At 60.6% G+C, this 15,284-nt stretch carries 13 protein-coding genes and 1 other RNA gene; 7 read left to right on the forward strand and 7 right to left on the reverse strand.

Features of this window, described 5'->3' with window-relative positions; all coding sequences use genetic code 11:
• Positions 1–206 precede the first annotated feature (206 nt).
• The 4 genes from ruvC (at position 207) to AC1DPR_RS28735 (ending at position 3,091) form a co-directional block, all read left to right on the forward strand.
• Complete coding sequence (ruvC, locus tag AC1DPR_RS28720; RefSeq protein ID WP_018858852.1) at positions 207–719, forward strand: crossover junction endodeoxyribonuclease RuvC; 513 nt, start codon at positions 207–209, stop codon at positions 717–719.
• 34 nt (positions 720–753) lie between these two features.
• A complete protein-coding gene (ruvA, locus tag AC1DPR_RS28725; protein ID WP_018858853.1) occupies positions 754–1,371 on the forward strand; it encodes a Holliday junction branch migration protein RuvA in 618 nt (205 codons plus the stop codon).
• A gap of 79 nt (positions 1,372–1,450) precedes the next feature.
• Complete coding sequence (gene ruvB / locus AC1DPR_RS28730; protein WP_007527359.1) at positions 1,451–2,491, forward strand: Holliday junction branch migration DNA helicase RuvB; 1,041 nt, start codon at positions 1,451–1,453, stop codon at positions 2,489–2,491.
• A 36-nt stretch (positions 2,492–2,527) separates the two neighbouring features.
• Positions 2,528–3,091, forward strand: coding sequence for a DinB family protein (locus tag AC1DPR_RS28735; protein WP_477817691.1), 564 nt, complete (start codon positions 2,528–2,530; stop codon positions 3,089–3,091).
• A gap of 20 nt (positions 3,092–3,111) precedes the next feature.
• Here AC1DPR_RS28735 and AC1DPR_RS28740 read toward each other — a convergent pair whose 3' ends face one another.
• The 4 genes from AC1DPR_RS28740 to gnd all read right to left on the reverse strand — a co-directional run bounded on the left by AC1DPR_RS28740 (position 3,112) and on the right by gnd (position 10,627).
• Positions 3,112–4,494, reverse strand: coding sequence for a virulence factor family protein (locus AC1DPR_RS28740; RefSeq protein WP_025660890.1), 1,383 nt, complete (start codon positions 4,492–4,494; stop codon positions 3,112–3,114).
• Positions 4,491–7,094: a bifunctional lysylphosphatidylglycerol flippase/synthetase MprF gene (gene mprF, locus AC1DPR_RS28745; protein WP_477817692.1), complete on the reverse strand. Its 2,604-nt coding sequence runs from the start codon at positions 7,092–7,094 to the stop codon at positions 4,491–4,493. The genes AC1DPR_RS28740 and mprF overlap by 4 nt, the downstream gene beginning before the upstream one ends.
• A gap of 251 nt (positions 7,095–7,345) precedes the next feature.
• Positions 7,346–9,454, reverse strand: a complete 2,109-nt coding sequence (locus tag AC1DPR_RS28750) for a mechanosensitive ion channel family protein (protein ID WP_477817693.1) — start codon at positions 9,452–9,454, stop codon at positions 7,346–7,348.
• Positions 9,455–9,607: 153 nt separating this feature from the next.
• Positions 9,608–10,627, reverse strand: a complete 1,020-nt coding sequence (gnd, locus tag AC1DPR_RS28755) for a phosphogluconate dehydrogenase (NAD(+)-dependent, decarboxylating) (RefSeq protein ID WP_018858858.1) — start codon at positions 10,625–10,627, stop codon at positions 9,608–9,610.
• 534 nt (positions 10,628–11,161) lie between these two features.
• Between gnd and AC1DPR_RS28760 the strand changes: the two genes are divergently transcribed.
• Positions 11,162–11,398, forward strand: coding sequence for a hypothetical protein (locus AC1DPR_RS28760; RefSeq protein ID WP_477817694.1), 237 nt, complete (start codon positions 11,162–11,164; stop codon positions 11,396–11,398).
• 478 nt (positions 11,399–11,876) lie between these two features.
• Here the strand turns inward: AC1DPR_RS28760 and ssrS are convergent.
• From ssrS to AC1DPR_RS28775, 3 genes are all read right to left on the reverse strand, one after another.
• Positions 11,877–12,035, reverse strand: a non-coding RNA gene (gene ssrS, locus AC1DPR_RS28765) — 6S RNA.
• Positions 12,036–12,094: 59 nt separating this feature from the next.
• Positions 12,095–12,472, reverse strand: a complete 378-nt coding sequence (locus AC1DPR_RS28770) for a cell division protein ZapA (protein ID WP_018858861.1) — start codon at positions 12,470–12,472, stop codon at positions 12,095–12,097.
• Positions 12,473–12,485: 13 nt separating this feature from the next.
• The gene (locus tag AC1DPR_RS28775; protein WP_025660886.1) at positions 12,486–12,758 is read right to left on the reverse strand and encodes a DUF4164 domain-containing protein; all 273 of its coding nucleotides are present in this window, start codon (positions 12,756–12,758) and stop codon (positions 12,486–12,488) included.
• A 335-nt stretch (positions 12,759–13,093) separates the two neighbouring features.
• Between AC1DPR_RS28775 and tkt the strand changes: the two genes are divergently transcribed.
• A complete protein-coding gene (gene tkt / locus AC1DPR_RS28780) occupies positions 13,094–15,067 on the forward strand; it encodes a transketolase (RefSeq protein WP_477817695.1) in 1,974 nt (657 codons plus the stop codon).
• A 61-nt stretch (positions 15,068–15,128) separates the two neighbouring features.
• Positions 15,129–15,284, forward strand: a 156-nt coding sequence (locus AC1DPR_RS28785) for a glyceraldehyde 3-phosphate dehydrogenase NAD-binding domain-containing protein (protein ID WP_477817696.1), incomplete at its 3' end; no start/stop codon positions are given.

Consider the following 15,284-nt stretch of genomic DNA (forward strand, 5'->3'; position numbering starts at 1 on the left):
AGAGCGTGGAACATCCTGCCGGCTGACCTGAAAACAGAAAACGGGAACCTTGCCTTCCTGAGAAGGGAGTTCCTCTGACATTTTGTGGATCAAAAGTCGGCTATGGAGCTTAAATTGCCGTAAACAGCGCGTGGCAAAAACAAGGAATGTTTTTGTTTTGTTCACATATCGATGGCAGTTATTTGGCGAGTGCAATAGGGTGAAGCATGCAAAATACGATTCGCATCATCGGCGTTGATCCGGGCCTGCGCCGCACGGGCTGGGGAATTATCGACACGCTCGGCAATTCCTTGCGCTTCGTCGCGTCCGGTACGGTCACCTCGGACGGCGACCTGGACCTGGCCTCGCGCCTTTGCCAGCTGCACGATGGCCTGGCGGAAGTCGTGCACAGCTATCAGCCTGATGAGGCTGCCGTCGAACAAACCTTCGTCAACAAGGACGCCGTTGCAACGCTGAAACTCGGGCAGGCACGCGGCATTGCCATGCTGGTCCCTGCCCGCGCCGGTTTGCCCGTCGCCGAATATGCGCCAAACGCTGTCAAGAAGGCGGTCATCGGTGTCGGCCACGGCGAGAAGCAGCAGATCCACATGATGCTGAAAATCCTGATGCCCAAGGTCGAATTCAAGGGCAACGACGCGGCTGATGCGCTGGCCATCGCCATCTGCCACGCTCATAACCGCGGCAGCAGCCGCATGCGGCAGGCGGCGCTTGCCGGCTAATCTTCACTGAAAACCCACCGAACGGACCATTTGCATGATCGGCAAGCTCAAAGGCACCATCGATGAAATCGGCGATGACTACGTCCTCGTCGATGTCCACGGCGTCTGCTACGTCGCCTTCTGCTCGGCGCGCACGCTCTCCCGCCTCGGCTCGGTGGGCGAGGCCTGTGTGCTTTTCATCGAGACCTATGTTCGCGAAGACCAGCTGAAGCTCTTCGGCTTCATGACCGCGCTCGAGAGAGAGTGGTTCATTCTCCTGCAGAGCGTACAGGGCGTTGGTGCAAAGGTGGCGCTCGCCGTCCTTTCGACCCTGCCTCCAAGCGAACTGGCGAACGCCATCGCGCTGCAGGATCGCACGGCAGTCGCCCGCGCTCAGGGCGTTGGTCCCAAGGTTGCCGTGCGCATCGTCACCGAACTGAAGAACAAGGCGCCGGCCTTCGCCGGAGAAGCGTCGGCCACCATCGGCCTCAAGCAGGAGCTCGGTGAAGGTGTTGCCGCTGCCCCTGTCGCCGACGCGGTATCCGCGCTGACGAACCTCGGCTATTCCCGCGACCAGGCTGCCAATGCCGTTGCCGCCGCAATGAAGACCGCCGGTGAAGGCGCCGACAGCGCCAAGCTCATCCGCCTTGGGTTGAAGGAACTGGCTCGCTGATCCAATTGCCCGAGCGGGTGCCAAAAGCGTTCGGCTTGGTGTATTGGTCACGAGCGTTTGAAGATTGGGAAATGCCAGCATGAGTGAAGCCGCGCGCCTGATATCGGCCGAGAAACGAGGCGAAGACCTGGATGTGACGCTGCGGCCGCAGTCGCTGGACGAGTTCACCGGACAGGCGGAAGCGCGCGCAAACCTGAAGGTGTTCATCGAGGCGGCGAAGAACCGTGGTGAGGCGCTGGATCACGTCCTTTTCGTTGGCCCGCCCGGCCTCGGCAAGACGACGCTCGCGCAGATCATGGCGAAGGAACTCGGCGTCAATTTCCGCTCGACGTCCGGTCCGGTTATTGCCAAGGCGGGCGATCTCGCCGCTCTACTGACCAATCTCGAAGAGCGCGACGTGCTCTTCATCGACGAAATTCACCGGCTCAACCCGGCCGTCGAGGAAATCCTCTACCCCGCGATGGAGGATTTCCAGCTCGACCTCATCATCGGCGAGGGACCAGCCGCGCGCTCTGTCAAGATCGACCTGTCGAAATTCACCCTAGTTGCAGCAACGACCCGCCTTGGCCTTTTGACCACGCCGCTTCGCGACCGTTTCGGCATTCCCGTGCGCCTGAGCTTCTATACCGTCGAGGAATTGGAGCTGATCGTTCGACGCGGCGCACGCCTGATGAACCTGCCCATGACCGACGAGGGTGCACGGGAAATCGCCCGGCGCGCTCGTGGAACGCCCCGTATTGCCGGTCGCCTGCTGCGGCGCGTGCGCGATTTCGCGGAAGTGGCGAAGGCTGAAGCCGTCACCCGCGAGATTGCCGATGAGGCGCTGACCCGGCTGCTCGTCGACAACATGGGCCTCGACCAGCTCGACAAGCGCTACCTCAACATGATCGCGGTCAATTTCGGCGGCGGCCCCGTCGGCATCGAAACCATCGCCGCAGGGCTTTCCGAACCACGCGACGCGATCGAGGACATCATCGAGCCCTACATGATTCAGCAGGGTTTCATTCAGCGCACCCCACGCGGCCGCGTCCTGACCGCGACGGCCTGGAAGCACCTCGGCATGCAGCCCCCAAAGGATCTGGAAGCGGCACAGTTTCGCTTGTTCCAGGAGGACGACTGACGCTTGCGGGTTGCCCGTCAAGAAACGGAGTTACCGATGCCGACTTTCGACCCATGCAGGACCACACGGAAGCTTGCCTATAACAATGCGCTTGCGAACCATCGCCTGCATGAAGCCTGCAGCACGTTGAAGCCGGGAGAGTTCGAGGCGGCACGCGTAAGCTTCTTTCCGTCGATCAAGGCGACGCTCAACCATATTCTGACGGTCGACTGGTTTTACGTTGATGCGCTCGAAGGCGGCACGCTTGGGCCTACCGCCTGGGATGTCGAGGAGCCATTCGACGACATCGCGGCGCTTGCCGCAGAGCAGGCCAAAGTCGATCGTCGGCTAGTCGCGCTTTGCGAGCCGGCAACGCCGGAAAAGCTGGCGTCGACGACCGAGATCCATCGTGCGGGGCGCATTCAGCGCGAGCGGATGGAAGACGTTTTAAACCACCTGTTCCAACACCAGACGCATCATCGCGGCCAGGTTCATGCGATGTTGGCAGGAACGAGCGTACATCCACCGCAGCTCGATGAATTCATCGTTGCCGATGATGGTCGCTTCCGGAGCGGCGATATCGCCGCTCTCGGCTGGAGTGAAGAGCAGTTGATGCGCTAGCCTGGGCGGCGCGACGCAGCCTAGTCCTGAAGCCGCGCCTTCAGCCCGTCGATGATCGTCTTGCTCAAGAGCTCATAGTTCTCATCGAAGTGGTGATCGCCGGCAAGGGCAATCACATCGGCACCGCTGTCCTTGAGATCAGGGCAGGCCACCTCGTCGTCATCTTCCTTTCCGTAGATGCACTGGACGATCTTGGGGTCGACCTTCTTCAGGTCATCAACCGGATCGCCGCCCGCACCTTCCGTCTTCTGGCCGAGCCAGCCCATGACGGAGATCTGGTAATCGACCTCATGCGACAGGGACAGGAGCGACATCTGCGCGACGGTTGCCTTGGCGGCCGGCTTCAGGCGCGTAAACGCGGCAGGCACGACATCGGCGCCGAAGGAATAGCCGATCAGCAGAACGTGCTTCACCTTCCACTGCTTGCGATAAAGCTCGATAATCTTGCCGAGATCGTCCGCCGTCTGCTGCGGCTGGCGCTCCGACCAGAAGTAATGCAGCGAGTCGATGCCGACGACCGGCACACCCTGCTTCTGCAGCGCCGCACCAACCTCCTTGTCGATATCGCGCCACCCGCCATCACCGGAGTAGATGACCGCCATCGTGTCGAAAGCCGGCTTGGCATCGAGAATGGTGAGCGGGAGGCCGAGCGGATTGTCAGCACTGCCGGAGGCGTCGATCAGGTCCGAGAGCGTGTCGGCAAGCGTCGTCTGGGCATCGTCCCCGGAATCGCGGATATCGATGTCCGAGTGCTGCTTCTTGAGTTCTTCGACATGCGCACGGCCCTCCTTTTGTGCTGCCGCCGTAAACGAGGCGATGATCGGGTCCGGCAGCGATGTTTCGCTGAGCCCATAGATCATGCGGTCGCCGACCGTCTGCTTCTTCGCCGGCGTGCACAGTTCCTTGGTAAGCGGAATCCCGGCAACTGGATCGATCGCCAGCGTCTGGCCGATCGTCGCATCCGGGGTCTGCGCCGCGATCGCCAGCGCCAGCGCACCGCCCTCGCCGACGCCGGCAACGATCGGCAGATGGTATGCACTGTTGCCCGCCGCGCGCTGTACCTGCTGGCTCAGCGATTCAAGATCGGACACCATGTAGATGCAGCCGTCATTCTGGCTGACGTCGTAGTTTCTGAGCGCCTCCATATAGGCCACGAAATCGATGCCAATGACGACGGCTCCCTGCTCGACGAGACGGTTTGCCTCTGCCTTCTCATTATCGCCCCAGCCGGCGCCATCCGAGATCAGCACAACGGCGCCTTTCACGTCGCCTTCGGGCAGGAAAATATGCGGCGAAGGAATGAGCCCGGTCTCGAAGCTCTGTGTCGTCTCGGTCGCCGCCATTGCCGCCGGAACGGACAGCGACAGGGCGCAGACGGCTGCAAGAAGGTGTCTTTTCATCATTTCCTCACTACCCCTCTCAATCCGCCGCCGATCAGGAATGTTGCGTCCATCAGAGCGATCATCGGATTGCCTCCACCCGAAACCGCAAGATACCGCGGATGCCAGTGCGGATGGAACTTTGATTTGAAGGCCCTGAGGCCCTTGAAGTTATAAAACCGCTCGCCGTGTTCGAAGACGGTGCTGCCGACGCGGTCCCAGACCGGCGCCATCTCGCGCTTCGACATGCCCGAAAGCGGCGCCATGCCGAGATTGAAATGCGCAAACCCCTGGTCGCGCAGATATTCCATGATCTGGACAAAGAGGAAGTCCATCGACCCTTTCGGCGCATCCGGGGAGAACCGCATCAGGTCGATGGTCCCCTCGTCCTTCGCGGCGGTGATCAGGATGTTGGCGAAGGCCACGATCCTGCCTTCGCGCTTCAGGATGCCGACGGGTTGGGCAACGATATAGTCTGGATCGAACGCACCGAGCGAGAAACCCTTCTCCTTGGCATTGTGATCCTCGAGCCACGCATTCGAAACCGAGCCAAGCTCATCCATTGCGGCGGGAACGTCTTCCGGCGCGATAACCTCGAATTCAAGGCCGTCGCGTTGCGCGCGGCTCGCGGTTTGCCGCAGGTTTGCCCACTTGCCGCCCTTCATCTCGAAGGTTTTCAAATCGGCAACGGCAAGCTCGCCGAGCTTGAAGGCACGCAGCCCTGCATCGGCACAATGCGAAAGAAGCGCCGGAGAGATCTGGTAAAAGACTGCGCGGCAGCCGGCGGCGCGTGCGGACTCCACGAAACGCCAGACCAGCTCTGGAATGGCGCTGCGCTCCCCGATCGGATCGAAAAGAGCGATCCAGGAGCGCCCCTGCCTTCCATACATGATGAAAGCGTCGCCTTTCTCCGAGAACATGATGCTCTTGTCGCCCATGCGCACCAGATTGGCGTCGGCAAAGCGCTGCTTCTCGACGATACCGACCGCCCGCTGCAACGCGTCGGTGGAAGCAGGTTCCGGCTTGACCGTCGCCGGACGGAGCAGACTGAAGATCGCAATCGCCGAGGAAATGATCGTAAGGCCGAGCACGGCGCGCAGACCGCGCGGGGCCTCGCCGGCAAATTCGAACTGCCACCAGAGCTCGTTGCTGTACTCGACGTCACGATAGACGAAGAGCAGGATCACGATCGCACCGACGCAGATCACGGCGATCGCCGTCAGCCATGAGGCCGTCAGCGTCTGGTTGAGAAGGGACGCATGTCTGCGAAACAGCCGGCGGCTGACGAACAGGCCGAAGATCAGGAAACCGAGGAAACAGGCCTCGACCAGTGCAATCGCCTTCAGCAGCGACAAGGTCAACGCCGCCGCGGCCGACAGGATCGACACCCACCAGGCACCGTCGAGCTTCTGGCCGAGACCGCGTGCCGCAACGACCAGTGTCAGCCCGAGCAGGCTGGAGAGGAAATGCGCCCCCTCGACGAGCGGCAACGGCAGGTAGTTCGCAAGAAACTCGAGATTCTGGTCCGGCGTCGGCGTCACGCTCGAAAAGATCAACATGACGCCGAGGAGGAGCGATAGGGTCGAGAGCAACTGCGGCATCAGCCGGATGCCGATCCGTCGGATGCCTGACGCAACCGGGTGATCGGCAAACCGGCGAAGCTCGGTTGCCGAGACGGCCAGCACAGCGATCAGCAACGGCAGAACGTGATAGATCAGGCGGTAGAGAACCAGCGAACCAAGCACTGCGTCGATGTTCACTGCGCTGCCAAGCGAAGCGATGATAACGGTCTCGAACACACCGAGGCCGGCCGGTACATGGCTCAACACTCCAAGCCCAACCGCAATGGCATAGACAGCCAGGAATACCGGCCAGCTGATCGCGGCCTGTGGCAGCAAGACATAAAGGACGGTCGCCGAGGCGGCGATGTCGAAGGCGGTCACCAGGAACTGCCGCGACCATGTGCGCGAGTCCGGCAATCGGACCGAGACGGGACCGAGGTGGACTGCGCGCCCCTCGCGTCCCAGGAACATGATGACGCCGAGGCCGGCAATGACCATACCGGCCATCAGCCGCAGGGTCAGGCTGCCGACATTGATCAGAGGCGCGATTTCATCGGCGATGATCAGGAGCGAGATAGCGGCAACGCCCGCAAGCCCGAGGCCGAACGACAGCGTCACGAATGCGATGACCCGGCCAATCTCCTCAGGCGTCAGGCCGAGGCGCGAATAGGCGCGATAGCGGATTGCACCGCCGCTCAGCGCCCCGAAGCCCGCCGTATTGCCGACCGCATAGGCGCTGAAGGCGGTCAGCGCCACCTGCGGAAATGGCAGCTTGCGGCCAACATATTCAATGGCATTGACGTCATAGAAAACGAGGGCAAGAAAGCTCATGCCGGTGAACAGGAGGGCCAGAAAAATCGAGCTGACCTTGGTGTCGGCCAGCGCCTGAACGACGTCGTCATATCGCACTTCGTTCGTCAGTTGCACGATTGCGAAGCCGACGAGACAGAACAGCGCGAGCGTCGCCAGCGCTGTCAGGTGCGCACGGTAGCGCCTGAAGAATTCACGTACCGACGATTCGTCGGCGTCTTCGATTTCTTCTAACTTGCCGTGTCCCGACATCTCGTACCGCCGCAATATTCCAGTTTGGTGGGAATCATGTCCGAAACACGTAACATGCGCGGCACGCAAGCTCTATGAGTGCGCAGCCTGCCCGACCCTGAACCGCCGATCTCGCCTGCTTCATCTCCAATTGGGGCAAATTTGGCGCAGGGCACGCCGGCGCACATTGCAATTTCGTAACGTTGACAGGGTTGGAGCGGCAAAAAAGCACTAAACGAGGCTAGCCCGCTCCGATAAGCGAGTCCCGGATGCTACGCCGCGGGCTCATCTGAATTCGAGCGTTGCGAAAGATGGCGGGCGGCGGCTGCATGCGCCTCGGACTCGTGCCCTTCGCTCGAAACCTGCACCGTCGGCACAGCAAACTCGATGCCGTTTTCCTTGAAGGCGTTGCGGATCATGGCCAGGGCATTGCGTCGGATGACGAATTGCTCGCCGGGCTTGGTCATCATTGCCAGCCGGATGACAATCGCGAACTCGCCGAACTGTTCCACGCCCTTCATCTTCAGCGTCTCGATGATGTGCGGACTGTAGTCGGGATTATCCAGCAGTTGCTGTCCAATCTGCTTGATCACCTTCTTCGCCTTCACGAGGTCGGTGTCGTAGGTGACGTTCAGGGTAATCTTGTCGATCGTCCAGTCTCGGTTGAGGTTCCTGACCGCGCCGAGTTCGCCGAACGGCACCGTCGTCAGCGGCCCGCGGTGATGCCTCAGCCGCACCGAGCGCAGGCTGAAGGCTTCAACAACGCCCTTGTGGCTACCGCTCTCGATATACTCGCCGACACGGAAGGCATCGTCCCAAAGATAGAACATGCCGCTGATGACATCCTTCACGACGGTCTGTGCGCCGAAGCCCACGGCGACGCCGACCACGCCGGCACCGGCGATCAGCGGGCCAATTTCGACCCCGAGGCCCGACAGCACCATCAGTACAGCAATGACAGCAATGACCACGGCGAGGATATTGCGGAAGATCGGCAACAATGTCTGCAGGCGGGCGCGGCTGGCTTTTTCCTCATCCGTTATCGCGCCTTCGATCCTGGAGTCATCGAGCTTGCCGTTGATGTATGCGCGCGCCAGGTGCCACAACAGATCGGCAGCGAGCAGGATGACGATGCCGCCGATCGCGCCACGGGCAAGCCGATCGAGCATGGTCTCGCCGGCGGCCATGCGATCGGCCGCAAGCCCGATCATGCGGCCAAGCCAGAAAGCCGCGGCCGTGATGATAAGGGCTCGAACGCCACGGTCGAGAAGCACAGTCGCAATCCGGCGCCCGGCGAGAAAGCCCGCCTCGGCCTGGTGCAGGGAACGAACGGCCAGCGTTGCAACCGAGAGAGCACGCGGCAGGAGCACGGCATAGATCCCGAGCCAGAGCAGCAGGTTGAACCCTGAAACCCAGAGAAGCCAAAGGAAAGCGAAATAGAGCGTCAGCCCCCAGGAAACGGTGAAGCTGCGATGCTCTCCCTCCTCCACCGGACGGTGCCAGATCGCCTCCACTGCGATGGCGAAGAGCCCGATGCCGAGAATGTAGCCGACAAAGTAGCGCGCGCCCTCGGAAAATCCGAGCGGCACCATCAGTTGGATCACCGCCCAGCCGAATGCGAAGTAGATCGCGAAGGTCGCGCAACGCCGGAACCAGAAAAGCCCCCTGGCGCGCGAAATCTGGCGCTCGCCATCCGCACGCGGCAAGGTAACGAGGGCGACCAGGAGTCGCCCGAGCGCGACGGTAAAGCGGGCGACGATGAGTGCGACTGCAATCGCGATGGCCATGGACCGCGTGATCGGAGGCCAGTTGAAAGCGAGCAAAGGCACCAGTGTCGCCATCGCAAAAACGATTGCGGGAACGACGCGATAAAGCAGATTTGCCGCAGCGTGGTGGGCAACGGTGACGACCTCGTCGTCGGTCCGTCGGATTCGCGGTTTCGGCACGATAAGACGGAACAGCAGCTCGACAATCGCTCCGGTGAGAAAAAGGGCAATGACCTCCGTCGTAATCAGCAGCCAGCCCGTCGGCGCGACCTCGCGTTCGACGACTTCAGACGCGGTCTCGACTTCGCCGGGAAACTCCATCGCCGCCCCGGAGACCATTTCGACATGGCGGCGCGCATGACCGACGAGTTCGGAGAGCGCCGACATTTCGCCGGCCTCCGTCAGGGTGGCTGTCGGCGCCGCCTTCATTTGCGTCGTCATCCACTCCTTCACCTGTGGCGTTTGCATCAGCTCGAGCATCTGCCGAACTTCCGCCGGCGGTTGAGCCGCACTAGTCGTGGGCGTGGAAGGCGGCGACGGCGGGTTGGCGGTCTGAGCCGAGGCGCTCGTGGCCACGGCGAGGGCGAATGCCATCGATATCAGTAGTTGCATCATGCCACGCGCGCCCCATTGCCAGACCCGTGATCCCTTGCCCTAAATGCAATCTCTCGACAATGTATCCCGTTGTATAGACAATATATCCCGCTGTATAAAAGGAAAGCCCGCACAGGCGGCGCTGCGCGGGCTTGGAAAACGAAAAGTTTCAGCCTAGCCCTTTGGCTTCTCGACGTGACCGCCGAAGCCCGCACGCATGGCCGACAGCACCTTGTTGGCGAACTCGTCGTTGTCGCGCGAGGAGAAGCGACCATGAAGCGCCGCACTCAGCACCGGCGTCGGGACGCTTTCATCGATCGCCGCCATGATCGTCCAGCGGCCCTCGCCGGAATCGGAAACACGGCCGGCATACTTGGTGAGGACCGGATCGACATGCAACGCGTCGGCCGTCAGGTCGAGCAGCCAGGAGGTGATGACGCTCCCGCGACGCCACACTTCGGCAATATCAGGCAAGTTGAAATCGTAACGATAGTGTTCGGGATGCGCCAAAGGCGCAGTTTCGGCATCGACCGCATGCGTGGCCGCACCAACATTGGCATGTTTCAGAATATTCAGGCCTTCGGCATAGGCGGCCATCAGGCCATACTCGATGCCGTTGTGCACCATCTTGACGAAATGACCGGCGCCATGCGGACCGCAATGAAGATACCCTTGCTCGGCCGTGCTTTCCGGATGAGCAGTGCGCCCCTCTGAAGGAGCAATGACTCCCTGTCCCGGCGCCAGAGACGCGAAGATGGGCGACAGCGACTGGACGATTCCTTTCTCGCCCCCGATCATCAGGCAATAACCGCGTTCCAGGCCGAAAACGCCGCCGCTGGTACCGACGTCAACGTAGTGAATGCCCTTGGTGATGAGCTCGGCACCTCGCCGGATATCGTCGTGATAGTAGGAATTGCCGCCGTCGATGATGATGTCGTCGTCGTGCAGCAACGGCAGAAGCTGGGCGATGACCTTGTCCGTGATCGCCGCCGGCAGCATCAGCCAAACCGCGCGCGGGCGCGACAGCTTCGAAACAAACTCCTCGAGAGAGGCGCTGCCGACAGCGCCCTTGCCGACGAGATCAGCAACGCTTTCAGGCCTCGCGTCGTAGACGACGCATTCATGGCCATCGCGCATCAATCGCTGGACCATGTAGTTGCCCATGCGGCCCAAACCCACCATGCCAAGCTGCATCTCAAGTCTCCTGGAAATTAAATCGATAAGATGCGGAAACTAGCACTCGCAATACAGCAAGCAAGAGAAGTCTCTGTCACATTCGGAGCAACCGACAGGCATTGTCGTCGGCGGACCGCGGTCCGCCTATTCCATCGAGAATCTTCAATAGCGGATCACCGGAAAGCATTTCAGGATAGACAGCGTCTACCACAACCGCATACCATCATAACGGGCATTATTGTAATGTTCGTTCAAAAGTTGTGATTCTGCGCTAACTGTGGCAATCTTTACTTTCAAAGTGCTCCTGGGGAATTGTGGGGTCTGAGCGATGAAGTCTGCTGCCTTGCTGATCGGATTATGCCTCTATCCGGACAGCCTCATGGCGCAGTCATGTCCGCCGCAGGTCGTCTACCAGATGCAAATGCAGGGCGTCCCACCGCAGGGTCCGCGCGCGTGCGTCACGCAGTTTGGAATATGCCCGGGCTTCGGTCCGCCCTCCGCCTACTGCACCTGCAACGTCTATGGGCCCGGTCCAGGGAATACTTCAGTGAGGTGAGGGACATCGATCTGATCAAACTAAGGGAACTTATAGATCAACCGGAACACGCGACGATCACTGCCGAGAAATACGGCCCGTTTTTCTTCGCACTCGTCTTCATGTGTGTTATTCCGACCGGTCTCGTCTTCTTGTATCGATACCTGTTCTCCTCGACGAGCAACAGCGAGATCAAGAAGGGGCTCTACACCGATTTCGGATCTATTTTCACGTCGCAGTGGCGTGCGGAGTAATCTGCACCGTTCTCAGCACTGCTTGGTGGATCTATGCGAGTTATCGCTACAACGAACAGAGCCGCGAAGCCTTTGAGGGCCTGCGAAGCAACATTACCGCGCAGGAAACAGCTATAAACAATATGAAGAAAGAAGATGCGCTCCAAAGCTAAACCGCGATTGGCAGCATCGAGGATAATCCAGACCCCGATCTGCAATTCGACAACGTTTTGTTCGACCGCAAATCTACTTCACCAAATCGCCTTACGGAAGGAATAGCTGGATTTTTCTGATCATATCGAAAACGCCGCTAGTGGATCAGCAGATCAATAACTTCATGATCAAGCGACAGACGGCGGCCATGACCCCACCTGATTACTTATACGCCAGACTTCGCCTGGGACCTGGGGCCGGGATCGGGATGTACAAGATTGAGAAAGCAGACGGAAAGATATCCATTGTGCCCCAACAGCAGTAAGCGTGTACGGATTTTTGGGAAGTGCGATCCACGACAACCGATGGATGTTTACGATCCTGGGCGCCTACAAACGTAGGTGGGCACCGTGTGTCCAGGCCCACGAGCCTGGTCAGGGACAGCTCCCTTTGGATCGAGTATGGCCCCAGGGATTGTGGTTCCTGTCGAGAGGCGCAGACCGCACTCCGCTATATAAGGCCGATTTGGGCGCTGCGCCAGAGGGCCGGCGACGCCGCCCCTATTTAATTGAGTTCGGCGGGCGCACGGCCGTTCAGCTTGTCGGTGATGCTGCGGATACGGCTCGTCACCTCACCCAAGGCCGCCGCAAGGCCCTCCTCGGTGCGGGCGTTTGCCGCGAGAACGCTATCACTGCTGTTCCGCAACGAATCGAGTTCGGATTCAAGCCCGGCGACGCGGCGGGTGAGCTCCGAAATTTCGTCCATGACCATGATGCCAGCCATGACGGTGATGCGGAGGTCACCGATTTCGCCGAACTGCCCCTTGAGGTGCCCGACATAATTGTCGAAGCGCGTCGCGAGGTCCGTCAGGTGGTCTTCCTGACCCTCCTCGCAGGCCATGCGATAGGCCTTGCCGTCGATCGTTACCGTTACCTGCGCCATGTATCGCGCCTTTCTATCGGTCCAGAACCGCGCGGATCGTCTCCATGGCCGTCACCAGCCGCCGCGAGACCTCGCGATTGACTTCCTCGAGCCGGTTCGCACGGAATTCGGCCTGGTCCAGTTCCTGGGCAAGCTTCGAGCGATCGGCATGAATACGACGTACCTCGCCTTCGATTTCGCCCTGCTCCCGCTGGTGCTCGATGCGCATCTCGACTGCGTTTTCAAGCCCGGAGATGGCTTGCCTGAGCTCGTTGAGTGCTGCTTCCATTTTGCCTGTAGGCGTCATGTCTCTACCGGTTCCCCGCACAAGACCCGCGAATCGGCGCCCGAGACCGATCCAGTATTTCCAAAAGGATACGCACCTCGCCAACGGCACGTCAATAAAGCTGGCCCGGCGGCTGCAGACCTATTCTGTGGATGACGAAAATCAACTGCCGCCTCAGCGCCTATTCAACTTTTGTAAAAATCGATGATCAAATGTCTAAAATCGATTGGAGAGGCCTCCGGAGGGCCTTCCATTTGTTGACTTGGCCGTTCCAACTGCTATGTGTCACCCGCTCTCATTGATGGTCTCCACAGGCTCGAGGCCATCCCCCGACACCCGGAACCCGTGGAATAGCCATGACCTCTCCTGAACAAAACGACCGGATGGCAAATGCGATCCGTTTCCTCGCCATGGATGCAGTCGAAAAGGCAAATTCGGGGCATCCCGGCATGCCGATGGGCATGGCTGACGTAGCGACGATTCTCTTTACGAAGTATCTGCGGTTCGACCCGAAGAAGCCGCATTGGCCGAACCGCGACCGCTTCGTGCTGTCGGCCGGCCACGGCTCGATGCTGCTTTACTCACTGCTCTATTTGACCGGCTACCCCGACATGACGATCGAGGACCTGAAGCAGTTCCGCCAGCTCGGTTCGAAGACCGCCGGCCATCCCGAATACGGTCATGCGACCGGCATCGAAACGACGACCGGCCCGCTCGGCCAGGGCATTGCCAATGCCGTCGGCATGGCGATCGCCGAACGCAAGCTGCGCGACGAGTTCGGCTCTGAGCTTCAGGACCACTACACCTATGCCATCTGCGGCGACGGCTGCCTGATGGAAGGCATCAGCCACGAGGCGATCGCACTTGCCGGTCATCTGAAGCTGAACAAGCTCGTTCTCTTCTGGGATAACAACTCGATCACCATCGACGGCGCCGTCTCCCTGTCGGATTCCACCGATCAGGTTGCTCGCTTCAAGGCTGTTCATTGGAACACGATCGAAATCGACGGCCACGACCAGGCTGCCATTGCCGCCGCCATCGAAGCCGCTCACAAGTCCGACCGTCCGACCTTCATCGCCTGCAAGACGATCATCGGCTTCGGCGCTCCGAACAAGCAGGGCACTCATAAGGTTCACGGCAACCCGCTCGGCGCCGATGAAATCGCGGCGACCCGCAAGGCGCTGAACTGGGAATACGAACCCTTCGTCGTTCCTTCCGACGTTCTCGACGCATGGCGCGCAGCCGGAAGCCGCTCGGTCGAAACAGTCAATACCTGGGAAGACGGCCTCGCCAAGTCCGCGCACAAGGCTGAGTTCACCCGCCGCTTCGCCGGCGACCTGCCGGAAGGCTTCGACGCCGCGATCAGCGCCTACAAGAAGAAGCTGATCGAAACCAAGCCGACGATTGCCACCCGCAAGGCATCGGAAGACGCGCTTGAGGTCATCAACGGCTTCCTGCCGGAAACGCTGGGCGGCTCCGCCGACCTGACGCCGTCGAACAATACCAAGACCAGCCAGATGCATTCGATCACGCCGACCGATTTCGCCGGGCGCTACATGCACTGGGGAATCCGCGAGCACGGCATGGCTTCGGCCATGAATGGTGTCGCGCTGCACGGCGGCCTTATCCCCTACGGCGGCGGCTTCCTGATCTTCTCGGACTATTGCCGACCGCCGATCCGCCTGGCCGCCCTCATGGGCATCCGCGTTGTCCACGTCCTAACGCACGACTCGATCGGCGTCGGTGAAGACGGCCCGACGCACCAGCCGGTCGAGCAGATCGCCGGCCTGCGCGCCGTTCCGAATCTACGGGTCTTCCGCCCGGCAGACCCGACTGAAACTGCCGAATGCTGGCAGATCGCCGTCAAGTCGAAGACACACCCGTCCGCGCTCGCGCTGACCCGCCAGAACCTGACGCCAGTGCGTACCGAGTACAGCGAAATGAACCTTTGCGAACTCGGCGCCTACACGCTCGCCGGCAAAGCCGACGCCAAGGTGACGATCTTCGCTTCCGGCTCTGAAGTCGAGCTCGCCGTTGCCGCCCGTGCAACGCTCGAAGCCAAGGGCGTCAGCGTCCGTGTCGTTTCCGTTCCCTGCACCGAACTGTTCTTTGAGCAGCCGGAAGCATACCGCAAGGAAGTCATCGGCAACTCGCCAGTCAAGATCGCCGTGGAAGCCGCCGTCCGCGAAGGCTGGGATGCCTTCATCGGTCCGGAAGGCACGTTCGTCGGCATGAAGGGCTTCGGCGCGTCCGGTCCGGCAAAGAAGGTATTCGAGCATTTCGGCATCACCGCGGACGCCGTGGTCGCTGCCGCAGAAGCAAACCTCTAAGAGAGCGCTTCGGCGCTCTCCAACTCAATCCGCAAGCCCCATCTCTAGGGAGTGAATGCACATGACTGTAAAGGTTGCCATCAACGGCTTCGGCCGCATCGGCCGTAACGTTCTCCGCGCTATCGTCGAATCCGGCCGCACCGACATTGAAGTCGTTGCCATCAACGACCTCGGCCCGGTCGAGACCAACGCCCATCTGCTGCGCTACGACTCCATC

The sequence above is a fragment of the Rhizobium sp. 01T417 genome (genome assembly GCF_056398905.1).

Bases quoted from the DNA above. Each gene is read 5' to 3' on its own strand.
- AC1DPR_RS28750 (WP_477817693.1), bottom strand. From the start codon at position 9,454: ATGATGCAACTACTGATATCGATGGCATTCGCCCTCGCCGTGGCCACG.
- tkt (WP_477817695.1), top strand. From the start codon at position 13,094: ATGACCTCTCCTGAACAAAACGACCGGATGGCAAATGCGATCCGTTTC.
- mprF (WP_477817692.1), bottom strand. From the start codon at position 7,094: ATGTCGGGACACGGCAAGTTAGAAGAAATCGAAGACGCCGACGAATCG.
- AC1DPR_RS28740 (WP_025660890.1), bottom strand. From the start codon at position 4,494: ATGATGAAAAGACACCTTCTTGCAGCCGTCTGCGCCCTGTCGCTGTCC.
- AC1DPR_RS28770 (WP_018858861.1), bottom strand. From the start codon at position 12,472: ATGGCGCAGGTAACGGTAACGATCGACGGCAAGGCCTATCGCATGGCC.
- ruvA (WP_018858853.1), top strand. From the start codon at position 754: ATGATCGGCAAGCTCAAAGGCACCATCGATGAAATCGGCGATGACTAC.
- ruvB (WP_007527359.1), top strand. From the start codon at position 1,451: ATGAGTGAAGCCGCGCGCCTGATATCGGCCGAGAAACGAGGCGAAGAC.
- ruvC (WP_018858852.1), top strand. From the start codon at position 207: ATGCAAAATACGATTCGCATCATCGGCGTTGATCCGGGCCTGCGCCGC.
- AC1DPR_RS28775 (WP_025660886.1), bottom strand. From the start codon at position 12,758: ATGACGCCTACAGGCAAAATGGAAGCAGCACTCAACGAGCTCAGGCAA.
- gnd (WP_018858858.1), bottom strand. From the start codon at position 10,627: ATGCAGCTTGGCATGGTGGGTTTGGGCCGCATGGGCAACTACATGGTC.
- AC1DPR_RS28735 (WP_477817691.1), top strand. From the start codon at position 2,528: ATGCCGACTTTCGACCCATGCAGGACCACACGGAAGCTTGCCTATAAC.